The 20,577-nt window shown below is 70.8% G+C and carries 22 protein-coding genes; 13 read left to right on the forward strand and 9 right to left on the reverse strand.

The annotated features are described in order from the left end of the window. Positions 1 to 8: 8 nt before the first annotated feature. From ABG085_RS08080 to ABG085_RS08100, 5 genes are all read right to left on the reverse strand, one after another. Positions 9 to 428 (reverse strand): rhodanese-like domain-containing protein, encoded by a 420-nt coding sequence (locus ABG085_RS08080; protein ID WP_347978877.1) that lies wholly within the window; start codon positions 426 to 428, stop codon positions 9 to 11. 214 nt (positions 429 to 642) lie between these two features. After that, positions 643 to 2,406, reverse strand: coding sequence for a ubiquinol-cytochrome c reductase cytochrome b subunit (locus ABG085_RS08085; RefSeq protein WP_347979143.1), 1,764 nt, complete (start codon positions 2,404 to 2,406; stop codon positions 643 to 645). 86 nt (positions 2,407 to 2,492) lie between these two features. Further along, positions 2,493 to 3,572: a Rieske 2Fe-2S domain-containing protein gene (locus ABG085_RS08090; RefSeq protein ID WP_347978878.1), complete on the reverse strand. Its 1,080-nt coding sequence runs from the start codon at positions 3,570 to 3,572 to the stop codon at positions 2,493 to 2,495. Between the two features lie 37 nt (positions 3,573 to 3,609). Next, positions 3,610 to 4,413 carry a cytochrome c gene (locus tag ABG085_RS08095; protein ID WP_347978879.1) on the reverse strand — a complete coding sequence of 268 codons (804 nt, stop codon included), beginning with the start codon at positions 4,411 to 4,413 and terminating at the stop codon, positions 3,610 to 3,612. Between the two features lie 20 nt (positions 4,414 to 4,433). Further along, positions 4,434 to 5,075 carry a heme-copper oxidase subunit III gene (locus tag ABG085_RS08100; protein ID WP_163619375.1) on the reverse strand — a complete coding sequence of 214 codons (642 nt, stop codon included), beginning with the start codon at positions 5,073 to 5,075 and terminating at the stop codon, positions 4,434 to 4,436. 187 nt (positions 5,076 to 5,262) lie between these two features. On the opposite strand from ABG085_RS08100, the gene trpD reads away from it, so the two are divergent. The 3 genes from trpD to ABG085_RS08115 all read left to right on the forward strand — a co-directional run bounded on the left by trpD (position 5,263) and on the right by ABG085_RS08115 (position 7,948). Beyond that, a complete protein-coding gene (gene trpD / locus ABG085_RS08105; RefSeq protein WP_347978880.1) occupies positions 5,263 to 6,324 on the forward strand; it encodes an anthranilate phosphoribosyltransferase in 1,062 nt (353 codons plus the stop codon). A gap of 114 nt (positions 6,325 to 6,438) precedes the next feature. Next, a complete protein-coding gene (locus ABG085_RS08110) occupies positions 6,439 to 6,927 on the forward strand; it encodes an aromatic ring-opening dioxygenase LigA (protein ID WP_347978881.1) in 489 nt (162 codons plus the stop codon). A 19-nt stretch (positions 6,928 to 6,946) separates the two neighbouring features. After that, positions 6,947 to 7,948: a PHP domain-containing protein gene (locus tag ABG085_RS08115; RefSeq protein ID WP_347978882.1), complete on the forward strand. Its 1,002-nt coding sequence runs from the start codon at positions 6,947 to 6,949 to the stop codon at positions 7,946 to 7,948. 48 nt (positions 7,949 to 7,996) lie between these two features. Here ABG085_RS08115 and ABG085_RS08120 read toward each other — a convergent pair whose 3' ends face one another. Next, positions 7,997 to 8,920, reverse strand: coding sequence for a 5'-3' exonuclease (locus ABG085_RS08120; protein WP_347979144.1), 924 nt, complete (start codon positions 8,918 to 8,920; stop codon positions 7,997 to 7,999). Between the two features lie 178 nt (positions 8,921 to 9,098). Between ABG085_RS08120 and ABG085_RS08125 the strand changes: the two genes are divergently transcribed. Genes ABG085_RS08125 through ABG085_RS08140 form a run of 4 tightly spaced genes read left to right on the forward strand, consistent with a single transcriptional unit; the run spans position 9,099 to position 13,517 of the window. After that, on the forward strand, positions 9,099 to 10,028 hold the full coding sequence (locus tag ABG085_RS08125) for a hypothetical protein (protein ID WP_347978883.1): 930 nt from the start codon (positions 9,099 to 9,101) through the stop codon (positions 10,026 to 10,028). Beyond that, a complete protein-coding gene (locus ABG085_RS08130; RefSeq protein ID WP_347978884.1) occupies positions 10,025 to 11,281 on the forward strand; it encodes an acylneuraminate cytidylyltransferase in 1,257 nt (418 codons plus the stop codon). Before ABG085_RS08125 ends, ABG085_RS08130 begins: the two co-directional genes overlap by 4 nt. Beyond that, positions 11,278 to 12,150 carry an N-acetylneuraminate synthase family protein gene (locus tag ABG085_RS08135; RefSeq protein ID WP_347978885.1) on the forward strand — a complete coding sequence of 291 codons (873 nt, stop codon included), beginning with the start codon at positions 11,278 to 11,280 and terminating at the stop codon, positions 12,148 to 12,150. Before ABG085_RS08130 ends, ABG085_RS08135 begins: the two co-directional genes overlap by 4 nt. Continuing rightward, positions 12,147 to 13,517, forward strand: coding sequence for a DUF6716 putative glycosyltransferase (locus ABG085_RS08140; RefSeq protein WP_347978886.1), 1,371 nt, complete (start codon positions 12,147 to 12,149; stop codon positions 13,515 to 13,517). The genes ABG085_RS08135 and ABG085_RS08140 overlap by 4 nt, the downstream gene beginning before the upstream one ends. Here ABG085_RS08140 and ABG085_RS08145 read toward each other — a convergent pair. Beyond that, positions 13,436 to 13,945, reverse strand: coding sequence for a hypothetical protein (locus ABG085_RS08145; RefSeq protein ID WP_347978887.1), 510 nt, complete (start codon positions 13,943 to 13,945; stop codon positions 13,436 to 13,438). The two genes, ABG085_RS08140 and ABG085_RS08145, sit on opposite strands and share 82 nt — an antisense overlap. A gap of 251 nt (positions 13,946 to 14,196) precedes the next feature. After that, the gene (locus ABG085_RS08150; RefSeq protein WP_347978888.1) at positions 14,197 to 14,721 is read right to left on the reverse strand and encodes a hypothetical protein; all 525 of its coding nucleotides are present in this window, start codon (positions 14,719 to 14,721) and stop codon (positions 14,197 to 14,199) included. A gap of 415 nt (positions 14,722 to 15,136) precedes the next feature. On the opposite strand from ABG085_RS08150, the gene ABG085_RS08155 reads away from it, so the two are divergent. The 6 genes from ABG085_RS08155 (at position 15,137) to ABG085_RS08180 (ending at position 20,227) form a co-directional block, all read left to right on the forward strand. Then, entirely contained in the window at positions 15,137 to 15,502 is a 366-nt protein-coding gene (locus ABG085_RS08155; protein WP_347978889.1) for a TraR/DksA family transcriptional regulator, read from the forward strand. Position 15,503: 1 nt separating this feature from the next. After that, positions 15,504 to 15,944 (forward strand): YchJ family metal-binding protein, encoded by a 441-nt coding sequence (locus ABG085_RS08160; RefSeq protein WP_347978890.1) that lies wholly within the window; start codon positions 15,504 to 15,506, stop codon positions 15,942 to 15,944. 39 nt (positions 15,945 to 15,983) lie between these two features. Continuing rightward, on the forward strand, positions 15,984 to 16,760 hold the full coding sequence (locus ABG085_RS08165; RefSeq protein WP_347978891.1) for an isocitrate lyase/phosphoenolpyruvate mutase family protein: 777 nt from the start codon (positions 15,984 to 15,986) through the stop codon (positions 16,758 to 16,760). A gap of 69 nt (positions 16,761 to 16,829) precedes the next feature. Next, a complete protein-coding gene (locus tag ABG085_RS08170; RefSeq protein WP_347978892.1) occupies positions 16,830 to 17,924 on the forward strand; it encodes an NAD(P)-binding domain-containing protein in 1,095 nt (364 codons plus the stop codon). Between the two features lie 131 nt (positions 17,925 to 18,055). Beyond that, on the forward strand, positions 18,056 to 19,534 hold the full coding sequence (locus tag ABG085_RS08175; RefSeq protein WP_347978893.1) for an amino acid permease: 1,479 nt from the start codon (positions 18,056 to 18,058) through the stop codon (positions 19,532 to 19,534). A gap of 48 nt (positions 19,535 to 19,582) precedes the next feature. After that, positions 19,583 to 20,227: an SDR family oxidoreductase gene (locus ABG085_RS08180; RefSeq protein WP_347978894.1), complete on the forward strand. Its 645-nt coding sequence runs from the start codon at positions 19,583 to 19,585 to the stop codon at positions 20,225 to 20,227. A 2-nt stretch (positions 20,228 to 20,229) separates the two neighbouring features. On the opposite strand, the gene ABG085_RS08185 is transcribed toward ABG085_RS08180, so the two are convergent. Then, positions 20,230 to 20,523 (reverse strand): DUF503 domain-containing protein, encoded by a 294-nt coding sequence (locus ABG085_RS08185; protein WP_347978895.1) that lies wholly within the window; start codon positions 20,521 to 20,523, stop codon positions 20,230 to 20,232. Positions 20,524 to 20,577: the final 54 nt, after the last annotated feature.

Here is a 20,577-nt window from a genome sequence, read left to right on the forward strand (position 1 = left end):
CCGGCCGATCAGCCGGCGACCTTCGCGCGCACGACCATCACCTGGGCGTCGAACACGCGGGGGAGCTCACCTTCGTCGTTCTCGGTCGGCTGGCCCTCGCGCACCCAGTATTCGTACCCGCCGATCATCTCCTTGACGGCGTAGCCGAGCTTCGCGAACTCGACGGCGCCCTTCGCGCCGGCGTTGCAGCCGGGGCTCCAGCAATAGACCACCACGCGGCTGGAGGGATCGATCTCGCGCGGTGCACGCTCGGCGATCTCACGGTAGGGCATGTGGATCGCGCCCTTGATGCGTCCCTGCGCCCACGCCTCGTCGCCGCGCACGTCCACCAGGACGAACGCCTCTCCGTCCTTCTGTGCGGCGTACACGTCGGAAGCGTCGGTCTCGACGGCGAGCTTGGCGGAGAAATACGCGAGTGCATCGGTCATGTCTCCACGCTACGACGGCGACGAACTCCACGGCCCTGGAAGCGCGGTCAGATCCCGTTCGATTCCTGCCGATGCCGAGGAATGCTTCGCGGTTCTGACTGTCATCACGTCCCGGGGAGTGCCATCTATGCCCGGGCACGTGACGAGAACGACGGATGCCTCGGCGCGATCGTGAAGATCGCGCCGAGGCATCCGTCTGCGAAGCGGTCTCGACCTACTGGTCGGACTCCTTCTCGCGGTTCCTGGGTGACTTCGTCCCCGGCTCGGGGTCGGGCACGATCACGTTCGAGGGGCGGACCGCCGTCTCGGAGTTGTGACCGTCGTCGATCGGCTTGTGCGGGGCATCGGGAACACCGGCGCGCTCATGTGCGCCCTGCAGCTCCAGATCCTCCTCGGCCGCGATGTGGTCGAGGTCGTGGTGCTGGTGAGCCAGTGCCGCATCGAGCTCCGCCTGCGAGACCGGGGTGAGCCGATCCTCGAAGAACCAGCGCGAGATGGACGCGCGGACGTTCTCATGCCACGGGATGCGGCCCTGGGCGTTCGGGCGGACCACGAGCGGCTCGTAGGTGTCGAAGTCGGCAAGCTTGAAGCGCTCGTACTCGTCGACGGGCTGGTGCACCTCGATGTACTCGCCACCGGGGAGGCGCACGATTCGCCCCGACTCGTAGCCGTGGAGGGCGATCTCGCGGTCCTTCCGCTGCAGCGCGATGCACATGCGCTTCGTCACGAAGTACGCGACGATCGGGCCCAGGATCAGCAGCGCCTGGAGCGTGTGGATCACGCCTTCCATCGTCAGCCAGAAGTGCGTGGCGATGATGTCGGAGGCTGCCGCGGCCCAGAGCACCGCGTAGAACGTGACGCCGGCGGCGCCGATGGCGGTGCGGGTCGCTGCGTTGCGGGGGCGCTGGGCGATGTGGTGTTCGCGCTTGTCGCCCGTCACCCACGCCTCGATGAACGGGTAGATCAGCACGAGGACGATGAACAGACCCAGCCCGACCAGCGGCACCAGGATGTTGAACGACCAGGTGCGGTCCAGGAAGACGAACTCCCAGCCCGGGGGCACCAGTCGCAGCGCGCCGTCGGCGAAGCCGATGTACCAGTCGGGCTGCGTGCCGGCCGACACGGGGGACGGGTCGTAGGGGCCGTAGTTCCAGATCGGGTTGATCGTGAACAGCGATGCGATCAGCACGATCACGCCGAAGGTGATGAACAGGAAGCCGCCCATCTTCGACATGTAGACGGGCATCATCGGGTAGCCCACGACGACGCTGTTGGTGCGACCCGCACCGGCGAACTGCGTGTGCTTGTTGATCACCATCAGCATGAGGTGGACGACCAGCAGGCCGACGAGGATGGCGGGCAGCAGCAGGATGTGCAGCGAGTACAGGCGGCCGACGATCGCCGTGCCGGGGAACTCGCCGCCGAACAGCAGGAACGAGGTCCAGGTGCCGATCAGCGGGATTCCCTTGACCATGCCGTCGATGATGCGCAGACCGTTGCCGGAGAGCACGTCGTCGGGGAGCGAGTAGCCGGTGAAGCCTTCGCCCAGCGCGAGGATGAACAGGATGAAGCCGATGACCCAGTTGAGCTCGCGCGGCTTGCGGAATGCACCCGTGAAGAACACGCGGAGCATGTGCACGCCGATGCCGGCGACGAAGACGAGCGCCGCCCAGTGGTGCATCTGGCGGACCAGGAGGCCGCCGCGCACGTCGAACGAGATCTCGAGGGTCGACGCCATCGCCGCCGACATCTCGATGCCGCGCATCGGGAGATAGGCCCCGTTGTAGTGGGTCTCGACCATCGACGCCTGGAAGAAGAACGTCAGGAACGTGCCCGACAGCAGCACGACGACGAAAGCCCACAGGGCGATCTCGCCGAGCATGAACGACCAGTGGTCGGGGAAGATCTTGCGGCCGAGCTCCTTGACGAAGCCCGAGAGGCTCGTGCGTTCGTCGATGTAGTTCGCGGTGGCGCCGATGAAACGGCCGCCGAGGGGCTTGTCGCGACCGTTCGGCGAAACGGGCGTCCCGGGAGCCTCAGGCTGCTCGGTGACGGTTGAGGTGCTCAATGACGCTCCCAGAAGCTCGGGCCGACGGGCTCGTTGAAGTCGCTCCTCGCGATGAGGTAGCCCTCGTCGTCGACGGTGATGGGCAGCTGCGGCAGCGGACGCGCAGCCGGGCCGAAGATGACCTTGGCTTGGTCGGTGACGTCGAACTGCGACTGATGGCACGGGCACAGCAGGTGATGCGTCTGCTGCTCATACAGAGCAACCGGGCAGCCGACGTGGGTGCAGACCTTCGAGTACGCGACGATGCCGTTGTACGACCACTCCTTGCGATCCTCCGGCTCCACGAGGTCCTCGGGCAGCAGGCGGACGAGGAGCACCAGGGCTTTGGCCTTCTCCTCGAGATAGCCGTCGCTGTGCGACACCTCCGCCAGCGCCTCGGGAATGACGTGCACGGCGGAGCCGAGCGTGAGGTCGGCAGCGCGGATGGGCTCGCCCGAAGGGTCGTGCGCCAGGCGCATGCCCTCTTTCCACATGGTGTGCTGGAGGAGGTACACGGGGTCGCCCGCGTTCGGGTTCTCGGGCGAGCTGAACGGCGCGAGTCCGCGGAACAGCACGACGCCCGGCACGACGGATGCGACGAGCGCGGCGATCAGCGAGTTGCGGATCATGACGCGGCGGCCGAAACCGGACTCTGCATCGGCGTCGGCGAACGCCTTGATGGCGGCCTCACGCGTCGTGTCGCGGCCGCGCGTGGCATGGCGCGGCTCCACGAACTCGCGGTCGGACATGACCGCCTTGGACCAGTGGATCGCGCCGATGCCGATGGCCAGCAGGGCGAAGGCGATGCCGAGTCCGATGAAGAGGTTGTTGTTGCGGATGTCGACGATCCGCCCGCTCTCGATCGGGAACAGCATGTAGGCCGCGATGGCCCAGATGCTTCCGGCGATCGAAAGGTAGAAGAGCGTGTAGACGCCGCGCACGGCGCGCTTCATCGAAGCGGGGTCCTGGTCGGTCATCCGCTCGCGGTGCGGGGGGAGGCCAGGGTTGCGCACCGGGTCGGGGACCGCGACGGCGAGCCCGGGGGAGGGCTTCCAGGAAGCCCTCTCGTGCTCGAGCGGGTCGTCCTCGTGGGCCATGCTGCTCCTCGTCAGTGTTGCGTGTGTCGTACGTAGATCAGTTGGACTTCGCCGTGATCCACACGGTGATGGCGATCAGCGAGCCGATGCCGAAGATCCAGATGAAGAGGCCCTCCGAGACGGGGCCCAGCGAGCCAAGCGAGAATCCGCCTGCCGACTCGTTGTCCTGCAGATAGAGCAGGTAGGTGATGATGTCGCGCTTCTCTTCGGTGGTCAGCGTCATGTCGTTGAACACCGGCATGTTCTGCGGACCGGTGACCATCGCCGCGTACATGTTGAGCGGAGTGGTGGTGTGCAGGGCCGGGGCGTACTTGCCCTCGGTGAGCGCGCCGCCGGCTCCGGCCACGTTGTGGCACATGGCGCAGTTGATGCGGAAGAGCTCGCCTCCCTCGGAGGCGTTCCCCTCGCCGTCGAGCACCTCGTCGTCGGGGTAGCTGGGACCAGGGGCGATCGACTGGATGTACTCGCCGATCGCGGCGATCTGCTCGTCGGTGAACTGCACCGGCTTCTGCGGTGCCTGCGGTCCCTGCATCTGCAACGGCATGCGACCGGTGCTCATCTGGAAGTGCACCGCGAGCTCGCCGACGCCGTACAGCGAGGGGCCGTCGTCCGTGCCCTGCACGTCCAGGCCGTGACAGGTGGCGCAGTTGGCCTGGAACAGCTTCTTGCCGTCTTCGACGGTGAGGGCGGAGTTCGTCACCGTCTCGGGCGTCGTCGCCGCCATTGCGGCGGATGCCCCGGCGTAGACGCCACCGGTGATGAGCAGGCCGATGCCGATCAGTGCGGCTGCGGCCCAGGGGCTGCGGCGGCCTTTTGAGCGGCGCGTGGTCTCTCGTGCCATGTCGGGTTACAGCTCCGCTCTCACTTGAGGAAGTAGATGACGAGGAAGAGGGCGATCCAGACCACGTCGACGAAGTGCCAGTAGTACGACACGACGATCGAGGAGGTCATCTCTTTGCGCCCGAAGTTTTTGACGGCGTACGCGCGGCCGATCACGAGGAGGAATGCGATGAGCCCGCCGGTGACGTGGAGGGCGTGGAAGCCGGTGGTGAGGTAGAACGCCGACGCGTACGAGTTCGCGCTGATCGGCAGGCCCTCGGCGACGAGCTGGGCGTACTCCCACACCTGGCCGGAGACGAAGATCGCGCCGAGTGCGAAGGTGAGCCAGAACCACTCGACCATGCCCCAGCCGAGCCAGCCGCGCTTCTTCAGCGAGTAGGGCTGGAACCGCTCAGCCGCGAAGACGCCCATCTGGCACGTGACCGACGACAGCACGAGGATGATCGTGTTCACGGTCGCGTAGGGAACGTTCAGCAGCTGCGTGCTCTCGGCCCACAGTTCGGGAGAGGTGCTGCGCAGGGTGAAGTAGATCGCGAACAGGCCGGCGAAGAACATCACCTCGCTGCCGAGCCACACGATGGTTCCGACAGCGACCGGATCCGGCCGCTTGACGGACCGCATGGCCTGGGAGTAGGTCGCTGTGGAGGTCGTCACGCTCCCCATTATGGCCGATTCGGGGCCCCGATTTTCGCATCGGAGGCCATCTCTTTGCCCGTGCGGGAACTTAGGGCAACCTAAGAGGACCCTGCGACTCCGCCGTGAACACGTGGTGAAGACGCAGAATCGCTCGGCGTGGGACGCCGTGTCACGAAAGGGTTCCGATTCGCGCGCCGGGCTAGGCTTCTCGGTTATGGCGGAGCTGTACACCTGGCCGGGAATCCTCACCACGCTGCTCGAGCGGCGCGACCTCAGCGTCTCGGAATCTACGTGGGCGATGCGGCAGATCATGTCGGGCAGCGCCACGCCGTCCCAGCTCGCGGGCTTCCTGGTCGCGCTGCGCGCGAAGGGCGAGACCGTCGACGAGATCGTCGGCTTCCGCGACGCCATCCTGGAGGCGGCGCTGCCGCTTCCGGTGGACGCGGCGGTGCTCGACATCGTGGGCACCGGAGGGGACCGCTTCGGCACCGTCAACGTCTCCACGATGGCCGCGCTCGTGGCCGCGGCATCCGGGATCCCGGTGGTGAAGCACGGCAACAAGGCCGCCAGCTCGTCGTCGGGGTCGTCCGACGTGCTGGGCGCGCTGGGCGTCGACCTCGCGCTGTCTCCGGACGCGGTCGCCGAGACGCTCTCGCGGGCGGGGATCACGTTCGCGTTCGCCGCGGCGTTCCATCCGGGCTTCAAGCACGCCGGCGCGACGCGCAGCGAGCTCGGGGTGCCGACCGTGTTCAACTTCCTCGGGCCGCTCTGCAACCCTGCGCGCGCCGAGGCGAACGCGGTCGGCGTGGCGCACCTCGACCGCGTGCCGCTGATCACCGGCGTCTTCCGCACGCGCGGCGCGACGGCGCTGGTGTTCCGCGGCGACGACGGGCTCGACGAGCTCACCACCACCGGGCACAGCCGGCTCTGGGAGGTCAGCCGCGGCGACATCCACGAGCACGACCTCGATCCGCGCGACCTCGGCATCCCGGTGGCCGACATCGACGATCTTCTCGGGGGTGACCCCGCGCACAACGCCGCGGTCGTGCACCGCGTGCTCGGCGGCGAGGAGGGCCCGGTGCGCGACATCGTCCTGCTCAATGCGGCCGCCGGCATCGTCGCCTATCGGCTGTTCCGCGACGCCGCAGAGGTGCAGCGGCCGATCCTGGAGCGGCTCGCCGAGGCGCGCGACGCCGCGGCGGCCGCGATCGATTCGGGAGCGGCCACGGCGACGCTCGAGCGCTGGGTCGAGACCACGAAGGCGCTTTCGCGCTGACGGGCTCCGCCCCGCCTTCGTGCGGCTCCTGGTTTTGCACGGCGCGCGCTCTTCCGCGGCACCGGCGCCCGCCGATAGCGTGTGCCACAACGCACCCGTGATCGAGGAGGACGCATGAGCCAGGAAGAGCCCCGCACCGCCGACGTGATCGAGCCGCCCGAGAAGAAAGTCGGCCTGGTCAAGGCGGTCGGCATCCTCGGCATCGTGGGCGGCATCCTGCTGATCATCGTCGGCGTGATCGCGTGGATCGGCGTGACCAACCAGCTGTCGGCCGAGAACATCACGATTCCCGACGACGCCGCGGCGTTCCAGGGTCAGCAGGTGACGGGCCCCTTCACCGCCTTCGTGCAGGCCGACATCATCAACCACCACGCGCTCGAGGCATCCGGTGGCAAGACCTACGCCGAGCTCGACCAGGACGACCCGGTGCGCGCGACGGTGATGCAGGCGTCGTTCCTGCGCGCCTCGCTGTTCACCTCGATCGTCGCGTACGGCGTCGCGCTGTTCGCCGCAGGCATGGGCGTGCTCGCGATCCTGTTCGGCTGGGCGATCCATCGGCTCGCGAGCGTGCCGGTGGTGATCAAGCGGACGAACGTCGTCTGATCAGGCGGCCGCACACGACGTGAACCCTCACGACGCCCTCAGCGAGATCGCGACGCTCCTCGAACGGGAGCGGTCGTCTCGGTACAAGTCGAAGGCGTTCCGGGCCGCCGCCGACGCCATCGAGGGACTGACCGACGCAGAGCTGCGGGATTCCGCAGCCCTTCGTCGGCGCAAGGGCATCGGCGAATCCACCTTCGCGGTGATCCAGCAGGCGCTGGGCGGAGAAGTCCCCGGGTACCTGGTCGATCTGCGCGAGCGCGCCGGCGTGCAGCGCGCCTCGACGCTGCGGCCGCTGCTGCGCGGCGATCTTCACGCGCACAGCGACTGGTCGGACGGTCTGACCTCCATCGACCTGATGGTGGATGCCGCCCGCGCGCTCGGCCACGAGTACCTTGCTTTGACGGACCACTCGCCCCGGCTGCGGGTCGCCAACGGCCTCTCGTCCGAGCGGCTGCGCGCTCAGCTCGAGGTGGTGGCGGGGATGAGCGGCGACGGGTTCACGCTGCTGTCGGGCATCGAGGTCGACATCCTCGAGGACGGCACGCTGGACCAGGAGAGCGAGATGCTCGATCGGCTCGACGTCGTGGTCGCCTCGGCGCACTCGAAACTGAGGATGGAGCGCGGGCCGATGACCCGTCGGCTCGTGGCGGCGGTGTCGGATCCGCACACCGATGTGCTCGGCCACGTCACCGGCCGGCTCGTCGAGGGCTCCCGGGGAACGCGGCCGCCCTCGACGTTCGACGCGCGTGCGGTGTTCGAGGCGTGCGAGGCGCACGGCGTCGCGGTCGAGATCAACTCCCGTCCCGAGCGCCAGGATCCGCCCGACGAGCTGATGGCGCTCGCGCTGGAGATCGGATGCCTCTTCTCGATCGATTCGGACGCGCACGCGCCCGGGCAGCTGTCGCTGCTCGACTACGGTGCCGAGCGCGCCGAGCGGCTGGGAGTGCCTCCCGACCGGATCGTCACGACCTGGCCGCTGTCGCGGCTGCGTGAGTGGACAGGACGCGAGCGCCGCGCCTGATCCGCTGCCGGTTCCGCCCCGCCGGGCGGGCGGCGCGTCACGGCTTCGTCAGACGGCGTCGAGCGCGTCGATGATGCGGGTCATCGCCGTGCCGAGCGCCCACCGCTCGGCGAGGGCTGCGGCATCCGCCTTCGCGTGCTCGTCGAGAGGGCGCAGGCGCGGGTCGGACACCTCCAGCGGGAGATCGCGGACGACGGCGACCACCTGCGGGGCGACGGCGAGATAGGGCAGTCCGGCGAGCACCTTCGCGCGCACGCCGGCGGCCATGCCCTCGCCCAGCTCTGCCGCCTCGACGATTCCTGCGAGGTCGCCGTAGGTCGCGAGCAGTCCGGCCGCGGTCTTGTCGCCGATCCCCGCCACGCCGGGGAGGCCATCCGACGAGTCGCCGCGCAGGGTGGCGAAGTCCGCGTACTGCGAGGGGAGGATGCCGTACTTCGCGACGACCGCGGCGTCGGTGAGGACCTCGAGGTTGCTCATGCCGCGCGCGGTGTAGACGACGCGGACGTCACGGGCGTCGTCGACCAGCTGGAAGAGATCGCGGTCGCCGGTGACGATGTCGACCGGCATGGTCGCCGTCGTCGCCAGGGTGCCGATGACGTCGTCGGCCTCGTGCTCGGCGGCGCCGACGACGCGGATGCCGAGGATGCCGAGCGCCTCTCGGATCACCGGGACCTGCACCTCGAGCGGGTCGGGCACCTCCTCGACGTCGGGGCCGCCGGCGACCACCTCGGCGACGCGGTGCGTCTTGTAGGTGGGGATGAGGTCCACCCGCCACTGCGGCCGCCAGTCGTCGTCCCAGCACGCCACGAGATGGGTCGGGCGGTAGGTGGTCACGAGCCGCGTGATGATGTCGAGGAAGCCGCGGACGGCGTTGACGGGCGTGCCGTCCGGTGCGCGCACCGTGTCGGGCACCCCGTAGAACGCGCGGAAGTAGAGGGACGCGGAGTCGAGCAGCATCAGGCGGTCGGTCACGCGTTCATCCTGGCATGCGGCTCCGACGCCCGCCGGGCGACCCGAGCGCCACCCGCCGTTCACCTGCGCGACGGATGCCGGTCGCACGTCGGCACCCGTCTCGTTCACGTCTCGCGCCCACCGTGGGGAGACAGTCCTGGACTGACACACGGGCGGGATTTCCGCGAGAGGAGGCGCCATGGGTCGCGAAGACGTGCTGGCGTGGGTCGAGTCGCCCCTGCAGCTGATCGGCGCCGCAGAGTGGGCGGCGTCGCACGGACGGACGGTGCCGGTGGCCGGGCGGCTGACGCCTCAGATCTCGGCCACGGCCGACGAGCTGCTCGCCCGCGGCGCGCGCTTCGGCGAGTTGGCGCCCTACCTCGGCGTGCCGTGGAGTCTGCTCGCCCGTCACGGCCACTGGCTGGTCGGCGACGGGTTCTCGGGCCAGTTCCGCCTCGCCGCCGCGGCGCTGCGCCCGCACCGCGTCACGTTCCTGGACGACGGCGCGTACGCGATCGCATACGCCGACGCGCTGCTCGGCCGTCGTCCCTACGCGCGGCCGAATGTCGCCGAGCGCGGTCTCACCACCGTCGTCGCGCCGTTCGCCGCCGAGCTCGTGCATCGGCGCGCCGCCTCGCGGCGCGCCGGCTTCTTCACCGCGTTCGACCTCGGCGCCGACCGCCTCGACGGGCTTGCCGACCGCGGTTTCGGCATCCGTCGCCACGACTTCTCGTGGACCCGCGCGACCGCGCCCGCGGCGCCCGCGCTCGGAAGGCGCATCGTGCTCGGCAGCGCGCTGCCCGTGGACGGCCGCATGATGCTGGTCGACTACGTGCGGTGGGTGCGGGATGCCGCAGCCGGCGGCGCCGTGTACCTCCCGCATCGCCGCGAGACCGCCGAGCAGCTGGACGCGGTGGCGACGGTTCCCGGTCTGCGGATCCACCGGACCGGCCTGCCGGTGGAACTCGTGCTGGCCGGGGCGCGGCATCCGCTCGACGTCCACACCCTCCCATCCAGCACCACCACGACGCTGCCGCTCGTGCTCGCGGGCACCGGCGCACGGGTGCTCACGGATGTCGTGGGCCGGAACGGCGGCGCCCGCCGCTCGGCACGGACGGCCGCCGCATGAGCGAGGCGGTCGCCATCATCCCCGCGCGCGGCGGCTCGAAGGGCATCGCGCGCAAGAACCTGCAGCGGGTCGGGGGCGTGCCTCTCGTGGCGCGTGCCGTCGACGCGGCGCGCCGGTGCCCGGCCATCGACAGGGTCGTCGTGACGACCGACGACGCCGACATCGCGGCGGTCGCCGCCGAGTGGGGTGCCGAGATCATCGAGCGGCCCGCTGAGCTGTCGGGCGACCAGGCGTCCAGCGAAGGGGCGCTGCTGCATGCACTCGACACGCTGGAGGCGCGCAAGGTCGATGTGGGCGTGCTGGCGTTCCTGCAGGCCACGTCGCCCTTCATCGACGTCGATGCGCTCACCGCAGCCGTGCAGCTCGTGCGATCCCGCCGGCGTGACAGCGTCTTCTCGGCGGTGGAGACGTACGGCTTCCTGTGGGAGAAGGGTCTCGGCGACGCCGCCGAGCCCATCAATCACGAGATCGACGTGCGCCCGCGCCGACAGGATCGCGAGCCGCACTACCTCGAGACCGGCGGCTTCTACGTCATGCGCGCCGCGGGGTTCCGCGCCGCCCGGCACCGGTTCTTCGGGAGCGTCGGCATCGCCGAGGTCGCACCGCGCACGGCGATCGAGATCGACACGCCGGACGAGATGGAGCTCGCACGGCGCCTCGCGCCGCTCGCCGACCGTGACAGCCGGGGCGATCGCGCGGTCGCCGTCGACGCCGTGGTGACCGACTTCGACGGGGTGCACACCGACGACACCGTGCGCGTCGACCAGAACGGCCTCGAGTCGGTGACCGTGAGCCGGTCGGACGGCATGGGGGTCTCACTGCTGCGGGCCGCCGGCATCCCGTTCCTCATCCTCTCGACCGAGGCGAACCCGGTGGTCGCGGCGCGCGCACGCAAGCTGGGCGTCGACGTGCGACAGGCAGCCGCCGACAAGGCCGCCGTGCTGCGGGAATGGGCCGAGGACCACGGCATCCCGCTGTCGCGGATCGCGTACCTCGGCAACGACGTCAACGACCTCGCCTGCCTCGAACTCGTCGGGTGGCCCGTCGCGGTGCCCGAGGCCCACCCGCTGGTCCTCTCGGCCGCGCGCGTCGTCCTCGACAGCCGCGGCGGAGACGGCGCGGTGCGGGATCTGGCTGAGCGCGTACTCGCCGCGCGGCCGTCCGCGGCCGCCCCCGCTCCGCACGAGGCCGAGCGACCCGGCGGGCGCAACCCTGCAACCGATCACCCCACAGCACCACTGGAGGCATCATGACCGTCACCATCGGATCCCGCGTCGTCGGAGGCGGGCGCCCCGCCTACGTCATCGCCGAGATCGGGCTCAACCACAACGGCGACGTCGACCTCGCCAAGCGGCTCATCGACGTCGCCGCCGACGCCGGGGCGGACGCCGTGAAGTTCCAGAAGCGCACGCCCGAGATCGCCACGCCCGAGCACATGCGCGACATCCCGCGCGACACGCCGTGGGGGCGCATGACGTACCTCGAGTACCGTCGCCGGGTCGAGTTCGACCGCGACCAGTACATCGAGATCTCGGAACACGCCCTGCTGCGGGGGCTCGAGTGGTTCGCTTCGCCCTGGGACGTGCCGAGCGTCGCCTTCCTCGAGGATCTCGGCGTGGTCGCGCACAAGGTCGCGTCGGCGTCGCTCACCGACATCGAGCTGCTCGAGGCCCTGCGCGAGACCGGCAAGCCCGTCATCCTGTCGACCGGCATGTCGACGAGCGAGGAGATCGACGCGGCCATCCAGGTGCTCGGCACCGACCGCCTCGTGCTCATGCACGCGACCTCGACGTACCCGATGGAGCCGGAAGAGGCGAACATCCGCATGATCCCGGCGCTGCGCGATCGCTACCCCGGGGTGCCGGTGGGCTACTCGGGACACGAGCGCGGACTGCAGATCTCGCTGGCCGCCGTCGCGCTCGGCGCCGTCGCCGTCGAGCGCCACATCACCCTCGACCGCACGATGTGGGGATCGGACCACGCGGCCTCGCTCGAACCGGCAGGTCTGCAGCACCTGGTGCGCGACATCCGCGTCATCGAGGCGGCGCTCGGCGACGGCGTCAAGCGCGTGTACCCCGGCGAGCTCGCGCCCATGGCGAAGCTGCGCCGCGTTCCCGCGTGAGTCCGCACGCGCCCGCCGACGGCAGGCCCCGCGTCGTCGCGATCGCCGATACGGACTCGTATGTGAAGTGGGCGGCGGCGCTCCTCGGCGGGTTGACGGTCGGCGACGCGGCGGAGCGATGGGATGCCGCACTGCTGGTGCTCGACACACCCCTGGTGGTCAGCGACGGCCAGCTCGCCTCGGCGCTCGCCGGCAGTCGCCTTGCGCGAGACCGCGTGGAACGGATCGCGTACGGCCGGCTGACCGCGCGACTCGCCGAGCTGCGAGCCGACGTCGTCGTGATCGGAGCGCGAGGCCCCCTGGTCCGCGTGCTCGCGCGCGACCTCGCCGCCCTCCCGCACCGGCCGGTCGTCGTGACGGGGCTGCCGGGCATCTCGATCCCGGCGACCCGCCGCGCCGTCGTCTACCGGCTGCAGTGCGACCTCTTCGTGGTGCATTCGCGGCGCGAGCTGCGGGAGTTCGCGGCGCTGTCGGCGCGCACCGGGTACGCGCATCGGTACGCGCTGGCGACCCTGCCGTTCGCCCGAGGCGCTCGGGTGGCTGCCGGTGGGGCGGGCGCGCCGACCCCGGCCGGAGGCGACCTCGTCTTCGCGGCGCAGGCCAAGGTTCCGGCCGAGCGAGCGGACCGCCTCGGGATCGCCCGGATGCTCGTCCGCGCCGCCGAGGCGGACCCGTCGCGGCGGGTCGTGGTGAAGCTGCGCGCAGAGACCGGCGAGCACCAGACGCACGTCGAGCAGGACGGCTATCCCGAGCTGCTCGCGTCGCTGGGTCCGCTGCCGCCGAACCTGGTCACCTCGACGGGGCCGATGCGCGATGCGCTGACCATGGCGGAGGGGCTGGTGACGGTGAGCTCGACCGCGGCGATCGAGGCGATCGCGCGCGGCATCCCGGTCATCGCCCTCGACACGTTCGGCGTCTCGCCGCAGCTCATCAACGAGACCCTCGCCGACGCCGATCTGCTCGCGGGCGAGGAGGATGTCGTGGCACGCCGGTTCCGGCATCCGGATCCGGAGTGGCTCGACGACAACTACTTCCACCACCCCGAGGCCGACGACTGGACCGAGCACGTCGAAGCGCTGCTGGCTCAGCGATCAGCGGCTCGCCTGCCGCCTCGCGCGGGATTCGCACGGCGCGGCGGCGGGCTGCGCGACGCCTGGGAGCGCCGGGTCGCCCTGGGACGCGGCGACACCTCCGCCGCCGGTGCGGTCGCGTATGCGGTCGGCGTCCCGCTGCGAACGACCGTGCGGCTCGTGCATCGCGCGCGCCGGTTCGTCGCCGGCGAGTATCAGCAGCCGGGACCGGTGGGATCCTCGTCGCACGTGCGGTCTACGAGCGCCGTCCGCACCTCGACGACGCGCACGTCGTAGCCCGCGGCCGCGGCGCGCACCACACCGGGCACGGGGCGCCAGATACCGCTGCCGAAGTCGACGGATGCCGCGTACTCGACCGTCACCGACGCCCCGTACGTTCCCCGCTCGCCGTACACATGGCTGGTCGCGGTCGGGGTGAACTGCCCCTGCCCGAGGCTCGTCCATGACGACCCGCCCGTGGCAGCGCGCGTCGTCGTACCGTCGCCGTTGTCGAACACGTATGCGACCGGCTCGAAGCGCACGGTCACATCCCAGCCGAGCACGGTGCCCGGGATGCGCTCTTCGGATGCCGACGCGAGCAGGTTCGTCGGCATGCCCACGACACCGAAGCCCGCCGGCTCGCCGGCGAGGGTCGGCGTTGCGGGACGGAACGACGCCAGGTCGGCGAGGGTGACATCGGGGACGGCGTTCGTGACGACGGTCAAGCCGCCGCAGCGGTTGAGGGGGCCGCAGTCTCGGGGTGGGGGCGTGGGCGCCGGCGCGTAGCCATCCGGTTCTCGCGGGCCCGTCTGAGAGGCGCCTCCCCGTTGTGACTGGCTCGCACTGACGTCGACCTGGGATCCGTCGTTCGAAACATCTGGGCACCGCCCAAGCTCCTGCAGTTGGAACGAGCATTCGACGGAATTCACCTGCGGCGCGGCGGGAAGCAGCAGGGCCGTAGCCAAGGCGAGGACGGTTAGCATGTGGCGTTTGCGTCTTGCTGCGTCGAAGCGATCACCATGACTTTCGACATGACCTCGAACTGAACCCTCAGTGCATACGTCTCTGCGCGGTCCGCTGGGGTGACATCCGCGCCTGTTACATCGTGGACCGTCGTCCCGCTTGAGTCGACGCAGATGGTGAGCTCGACTTCACCACGCTGTGGCTCCCAGTTCACACCTTTGACTGCGGTGACCACCGTCCTACCACTAATGGATAGACCCTCCGCGGTCTTGATGTTCTCTGCGCTGATCTCGGCTTCGAGCGCATCGGCGATAAGAAAGTCGGTGGGCGGCGGCACGGCGGTGGGATCTTCTCTGCGCGCGTTCACGGCATCGACATATGCCCGGTACGTAGCCTCCGCGGCGGCGAAGGCTTCCTCCTCGCTGGCGAATGCGGACGTCGGCGTCGGTGTCGGGTCCGTAGGCCCCGGCGTGGTGCAGCCTGCGAGCGTCAGCAGCATAAGAGCGCCGAGCGCCGCAGCCGTGACTCGAGTCCTCACGCCCCCACGTTAACCGGTGCCACCCGCCCGCCGACCGAGTTATCCACAGCAGGGGCGGGGGAAGCCGACGATCACGCCCGGGGGTGCGGATCGCCGGCTTCGGGGCGGGCCGATGGGACCGCCCCTCGTGCCCTTCGGGTAGGGCACGAGGAGTGGACCCGGCGACGCATCGCCGTGGGGTCTGCGCGAGCCGGAACGTGTTCCCGCTCCCCGCATGGCATTCAGCTTCCGTATCCCACCTGGGAGTTCCTTATCGCCCGCCCGCGTGAACGCCACACGCCTGCCGTGCAGGCGCTGTGCGCTCCTCATGACGCCCGGGGTCATCGCCCGGCCCCTGTGGCTCAGCGCGTGCGCCCTGTGGCGGCATCCGGCATGGCTGCGGCGTGGCCGTGACAACCGGGCGTATCCTCTTGCGATGACCACCGCCGCGAGCCGGACCGAGCTGCGAGCGCTCCTGGATGAGCTGCATGATGCGGCGACGGCGCGCGTCGCGGCGATGGACGAGAACCTGGCAGAGCTGCGTGCCGACCGCCGTGGCGACGTCGCCGACGACGAACACGATCCCGAGGGCGTGACCCTGTCGGGGGAGTGGGCCCGCGCTGTGGCGCTCGAAGAGGCTGCACGCCGCGAGATCGCCGAGATCGACGAGGCCGTCCGGCGCTGGGAGGGCGGCACCTACGGTGTCTGCGTGGACTGCGGTCGCGGCATCCCGATCGCGCGTCTGCGGGCGCGTCCCTTCGCGACCCGCTGCGTCTCGTGCGCCGAGAAGGCCGGCGTCTGACGTGTCGTTCGGCGCCGCGGCATCCCGAGCCGCCGGCGGGGGCTTCCCGCGCGTGGCAGGCGCAGATCCGTGCCCCTGCGGCAGTGGCGATCGCTTCGACGGATGCTGCGCCCCCGCGCTGCAGGGAACCTCTCCGCCGACGGCCGAGGCGCTGATGCGCTCGCGCTACACGGCGTTCGTCGTGGGCGATGAGCGTCATCTCGTCGCGACGTGGCATCCCGGAACCCGGCCCGAGGAGCTGTCGCTGGATCCGGCCCAGCGGTGGACGGGCCTCGACATCGTGGAGGTGGAGGCCGGCGGAGAAGGCGATGCACGCGGGGTCGTCGAGTTCCGCGCGGCCTGGCGCCACGGACACGAGCAGGGCGTGCTGCACGAGCGCAGCCGGTTCCTCCGCCGCGGTGCGCGCTGGTGGTACGTGGACGGCGAGATCCTGCCGTCCTGACGGTCTTCGAAGGGTCGTGGCGCCGATAGCGTGACATGCATGACCACTCAGGCTGAGAAAGCACAGACCCTCGCGCAGCTGCACGCCGCGCCCGAGATCCTGCGCGTCGTGAACGTGTGGGACGCCGTGTCGGCCCGCACCATCGCCGCCCTTCCCGAGACGCGCGCCATCGCGACCGCGGGCCACGCGATCGCCGCGGCGTTCGGCTACCCCGACGGCGAGATCCCGCTCGACATCACCCTCGACATGGTCGGCCGCATCGTCGAGGCCGTGGGTGATCTGCCCGTCACCACCGACCTCGACGACGGCTACGGCGACGCAGGCGAGACCGCGCGCCGCGCGATCGGCAAGGGCGTCGTGGGCGCCAACGTCGAGGACCGCCTGCGCCCGCTCGACGAAGCTGTGGCGAGCGTCGAGGCGATCGTCGCGGCGGGCGCCGCCGAGGGCGTGCCGTTCGTGCTGAACGCGCGCACCGACGCGTTCGTGCGGGCGGGCAAGCGTCCGCTCGACGAATCGATCGCCGACGCGATCGAGCGCGGCCGCGCCTACCTGGCGGCAGGAGCCGACCTCGTGTTCGTCCCCGGCATCCTGAACGCCGACATCACGCGGCGCCTCGTCGAGGGCATCGGCGAGCGCAAGGTCAGCGTCATCGGCCTGCCGGGCGCCCTGGCGGCGGGGGAGTACGAGGCGCTGGGCGTCGCTCGCATCTCGTACGGACCGATGCCGCAGCGCGTCGCGCTCACTGCGCTGCAGGATGTCGCCGCCGACCTGTACCGCGACGGCGTGATCCCCGCGTCCACGCGCGCCCTCAACTGAGGTCGCAATTCACCATCTGTCCATCCGGCCCGCGGGAATCCCCGTGGGCCGGATGCTGTTGAGCCCGGCATGGAGCCCGCAGCCGTCGACGTCGTCGTGATCGGCGCGGGGCAGGCGGGGCTCTCGGCCGCCTACCATCTGCAGCGCCGCGGCTTCGCAGCGGCGCAGCGCGCCAACGGCGCCGAGCCGACGTTCCTCGTCCTCGACTCCAATCCCGCGCCCGGAGGCGCGTGGCAGCACCGCTGGCCGTCGTTGCGGATGGCGACGGTCAACGGCATCCACGAGCTGCCGGGGTTCGAGGTGCCGCCGGCCGACCCCGTCGCCGCGAGCCGCGACATCCTCCCGGCGTACTTCGCCGACTACGAGAAGCGGTTCGCCCTCGACGTCCTGCGGCCGGTGAAGGTGAAGGGCGTGCGCCGCGCCGACGACGACCCGCGCGGGCGGCTCGTGGTCGAGACCGACGGCGGAACCTGGACGGCACGGTACGTGATCAATGCGACCGGCACGTGGACGCGACCGTTCCGGCCGCACTATCCCGGGCAGGAGCGCTTCCGCGGCCGCCAGCTGCACGTCGCCGACTACGTCTCGGCGGAGGAGTTCCGCGGGCAGCGAGTGATCGTGGTCGGTGCCGGCGTCTCGGGGGTGCAGCTGCTGGACGAGATCTCGCAGGTGGCCGACACGTTCTGGGTGACGCGCCGCGAGCCGGAATGGGTCGAGGCGGATTTCGACATCCCGGCACGTGTCGCGGCGATCGCGGGCGTCGAGGACCGCGTGCGCCGGGGACTCCCGCCCGGGAGCGTGATCTCGGTCACCGGTATGCACTGGACCCCGTGGGCGCGGGCGGCCGAGGCACGCGGCGTGCTGGTGCGGCATCCGATGTTCGCCTCGATCGAGGAGGACGGCGTGCGGATGCCGGACGGGTCGTTCGAGCCCGCCGACGTGATCCTCTGGGCCACGGGCTTCCGCCCCGCGCTCGACCACCTGGCCCCGCTGCGGCTGCGCACGCCGGAGGGCGGCTTCCGCGTCGAGAACGGGCGCTCGATCGACGAGCCCCGGCTCTTCCTCATCGGGTACGGACCGTCGCAGTCGACCGTCGGAGCCAACCGCGCCGGCCGTGACGCCGTCCGCGCGATCATGGCCGACCGCGTCGCCCTCGCGGCCTGAGCCTGCCCGCCTGTCGCCGACCGCCGGAGCCGCTAGTGGGTGGCGCCGCACCCCGAGGCGGGAGGACGCGCGCTCGCGCCGCGCGGTCCTAGACTCGCGTGCAACCACGGTCGCCGACGAGAACGGACGAAATGAGCCTGGCCCGAGAACTGTTCCGGCGGAAGCCCGTGGCGCCGCCCGCGCCCTCGCCCGGAGGGCTCACCCGTGGCATCGGCACGTTCCAGCTCGCGATGCTCGGCGTCGGTGCCACCGTCGGCACCGGCGTCTTCTTCGTGATGCACGAGGCCGTGCCGCTCGCCGGCCCCGCCGTGATCGTGGCGTTCCTCGTGGCGGCGATCGCCGCCGGGCTGTCGGCCGTCTGCTACGCCGAGATGGCCTCCGCGGTGCCGGTGTCGGGCTCGACCTACTCCTACGCCTATGTGACGCTCGGCGAGATCGTGGCCATGGGCGTCGCCGCGTGCCTCATGCTCGAGTACGGCGTCTCGACCGCTGCGGTCGCATCGGGGTGGAGCGGCTACCTCGACCGCCTCGTCGGCGACCTCTTCGGGTGGGACATCCCCGCCGCGCTGTCGGCCGGCCCCCTCGAGGGCGGCATAGTGAACCTGCCGGCGGTGATCCTCGTCGGGCTGTGCGCGCTCCTCCTCATTCGCGGGACACGCGAGTCGGCAGCCGTGAACACCGTCATGGTGATCATCAAGCTCGGCGTGCTGCTCATGTTCGCCGCGATCGCCGTCACCGCATTCCAGACCGACAACTTCGCCGACTTCGCTCCGCACGGCGCTGCGGGGGTCACGGCGGCCGCGGGGACGATCTTCTTCACGTTCATCGGCCTCGACGCCGTCTCGACCGCGGGCGACGAGGTGCGCGACCCGCAGCGCTCGCTGCCCCGGGCGATCCTGATCGCGCTGGCGACGGTCGTCGCCGTCTACCTCTTCGTCGCGATCGCGGCGGTCGGCGCGCAGCCGTGGACGGACTTCGAAGACGCCGGCCAGCAGAGCGCCGGCCTCGCCGTCATCCTCGGCGACGTGCTGGGCGCCGCATGGCCCGCGACGGTGCTCGCTGCGGGCGCGGTGATCTCGATCTTCTCGGTCACTCTTGTGACGCTCTTCGGCCAGACCCGGATCCTGTACTCGATCGGCCGGGACGGGCTGATCCCGCAGGCGTTCGCCCGCGTCGACCCGCGCACCCACACGCCGGTGTTCTCGACGGTCGTCGTCGCGATCGCCGTGGCGCTTCTGGCCGGCTTCATCCCGCTCTCGAGCCTCTGGGACCTGGTCTCGATGGGAACACTGGTCGCGTTCATCGTCGTCTCGATCGGCGTCATGGTGCTGCGACGCACACGCCCCGATCTGCCGCGCGCGTTCCGGGTGCCGGGCTATCCGGTGACTCCGGTGCTGTCGATCCTCGCCTGCCTGTACCTGATCACCGGCCTCGGCTGGTCGACCTGCGCCTGGTTCGCGGTGTGGGTGGCGGTCGTGCTGGCCTTCTATCTGCTGTGGGGCCGGCGGCACAGCCTGCTCGCACGAACGGAGCGCGAGACGGATGCCGCCACCGCCGGTAATCCGGCATCCGCCGGCGTCGACCCGGGCACAGGCGGCTCCGCCACCTAGCACCGCAGCGGCTCGGGCGTATCGTGGCAGGCGACGGAGGGAGACCCGATGGCACGCATCCTGATCTTCGGCGGACACGGCAAGGTCGCACTGCTGCTCGAGCCGATGCTCGTGGCGCAGGGGCACACCGTGACAGCCGTCATCCGTGACTCCTCGCAGGAGGCCGAAGTGGCCGCGACCGGCGCGCAGCCGGTGGTCGCCGACGTCGAGATCCTCGACCTCGACCAGCTGACCAACCTCGTCGCCGGCAACGACGTCGTCGTGTGGTCGGCGGGCGCGGGCGGAGGCAGCCCCGCGCGCACCTACGCGGTGGACCGCGACGCCGCGGTGCGCTCGATGGACGCCGCGGCGGCGGCCGGCGTGCTCCGCTACGTCATGGTGTCGTGGATCGGGTCTCGCGCCGACCACGGCGTCGCCCGGGAGTCCTCGTTCTTCGCCTACGCCGACGCCAAGTGGGCGGCGGACGCCCACCTCGCCCAGAGCGGACTGGACTGGACGATCCTCGCGCCGGGCACGCTCACGCTCGATCCGCCCACGGGGCGCATCGCGCTCGACCCGGAGGGCGCAGGCGAGGTGCCTCGTGCAGACGTCGCCGCTGCGATCGCCGCGACGATCGCCGACGACCGCACCATCGGACGCACCATCCGGTTCGGCGCCGGCGACGAGCCCATCGGGCACGCGATCGCCGGCTGACCTCAGTCCTCGCTCGAGTGCAGCCCCCGCCGCACCGACAGCAGCGTGAGCTCGGGGCGGTCGGCGACCAGCCGTTCGGCGCGATCGAGCACGTCCCGCACGTGCGACGACTCCGCCGCGACGACCGACACGCCGATGCCCGCCCTCCGGTGAAGGTCGTGCTCGCCGACCTCGGCGGCGGCCGCCTCGGTACGGCGGCTGAGCTCGGCGATGAGGGGTCGCAGCACGCTGCGCTTCTCCTTCAGCGAGCGGATGTCGCCGAGGAGCGGGTCGAACTCGATCCACCCGATCCACATGCGTCCATGGTGCCAGCGGCGCCGCGCAGGCGCTGGCGGTTCTAGGCTCGATCC

The organism is Microbacterium sp. ProA8 (assembly GCF_039905635.1).
Taxonomy (GTDB): Bacteria; Actinomycetota; Actinomycetes; order Actinomycetales; family Microbacteriaceae; genus Microbacterium; species Microbacterium chionoecetis.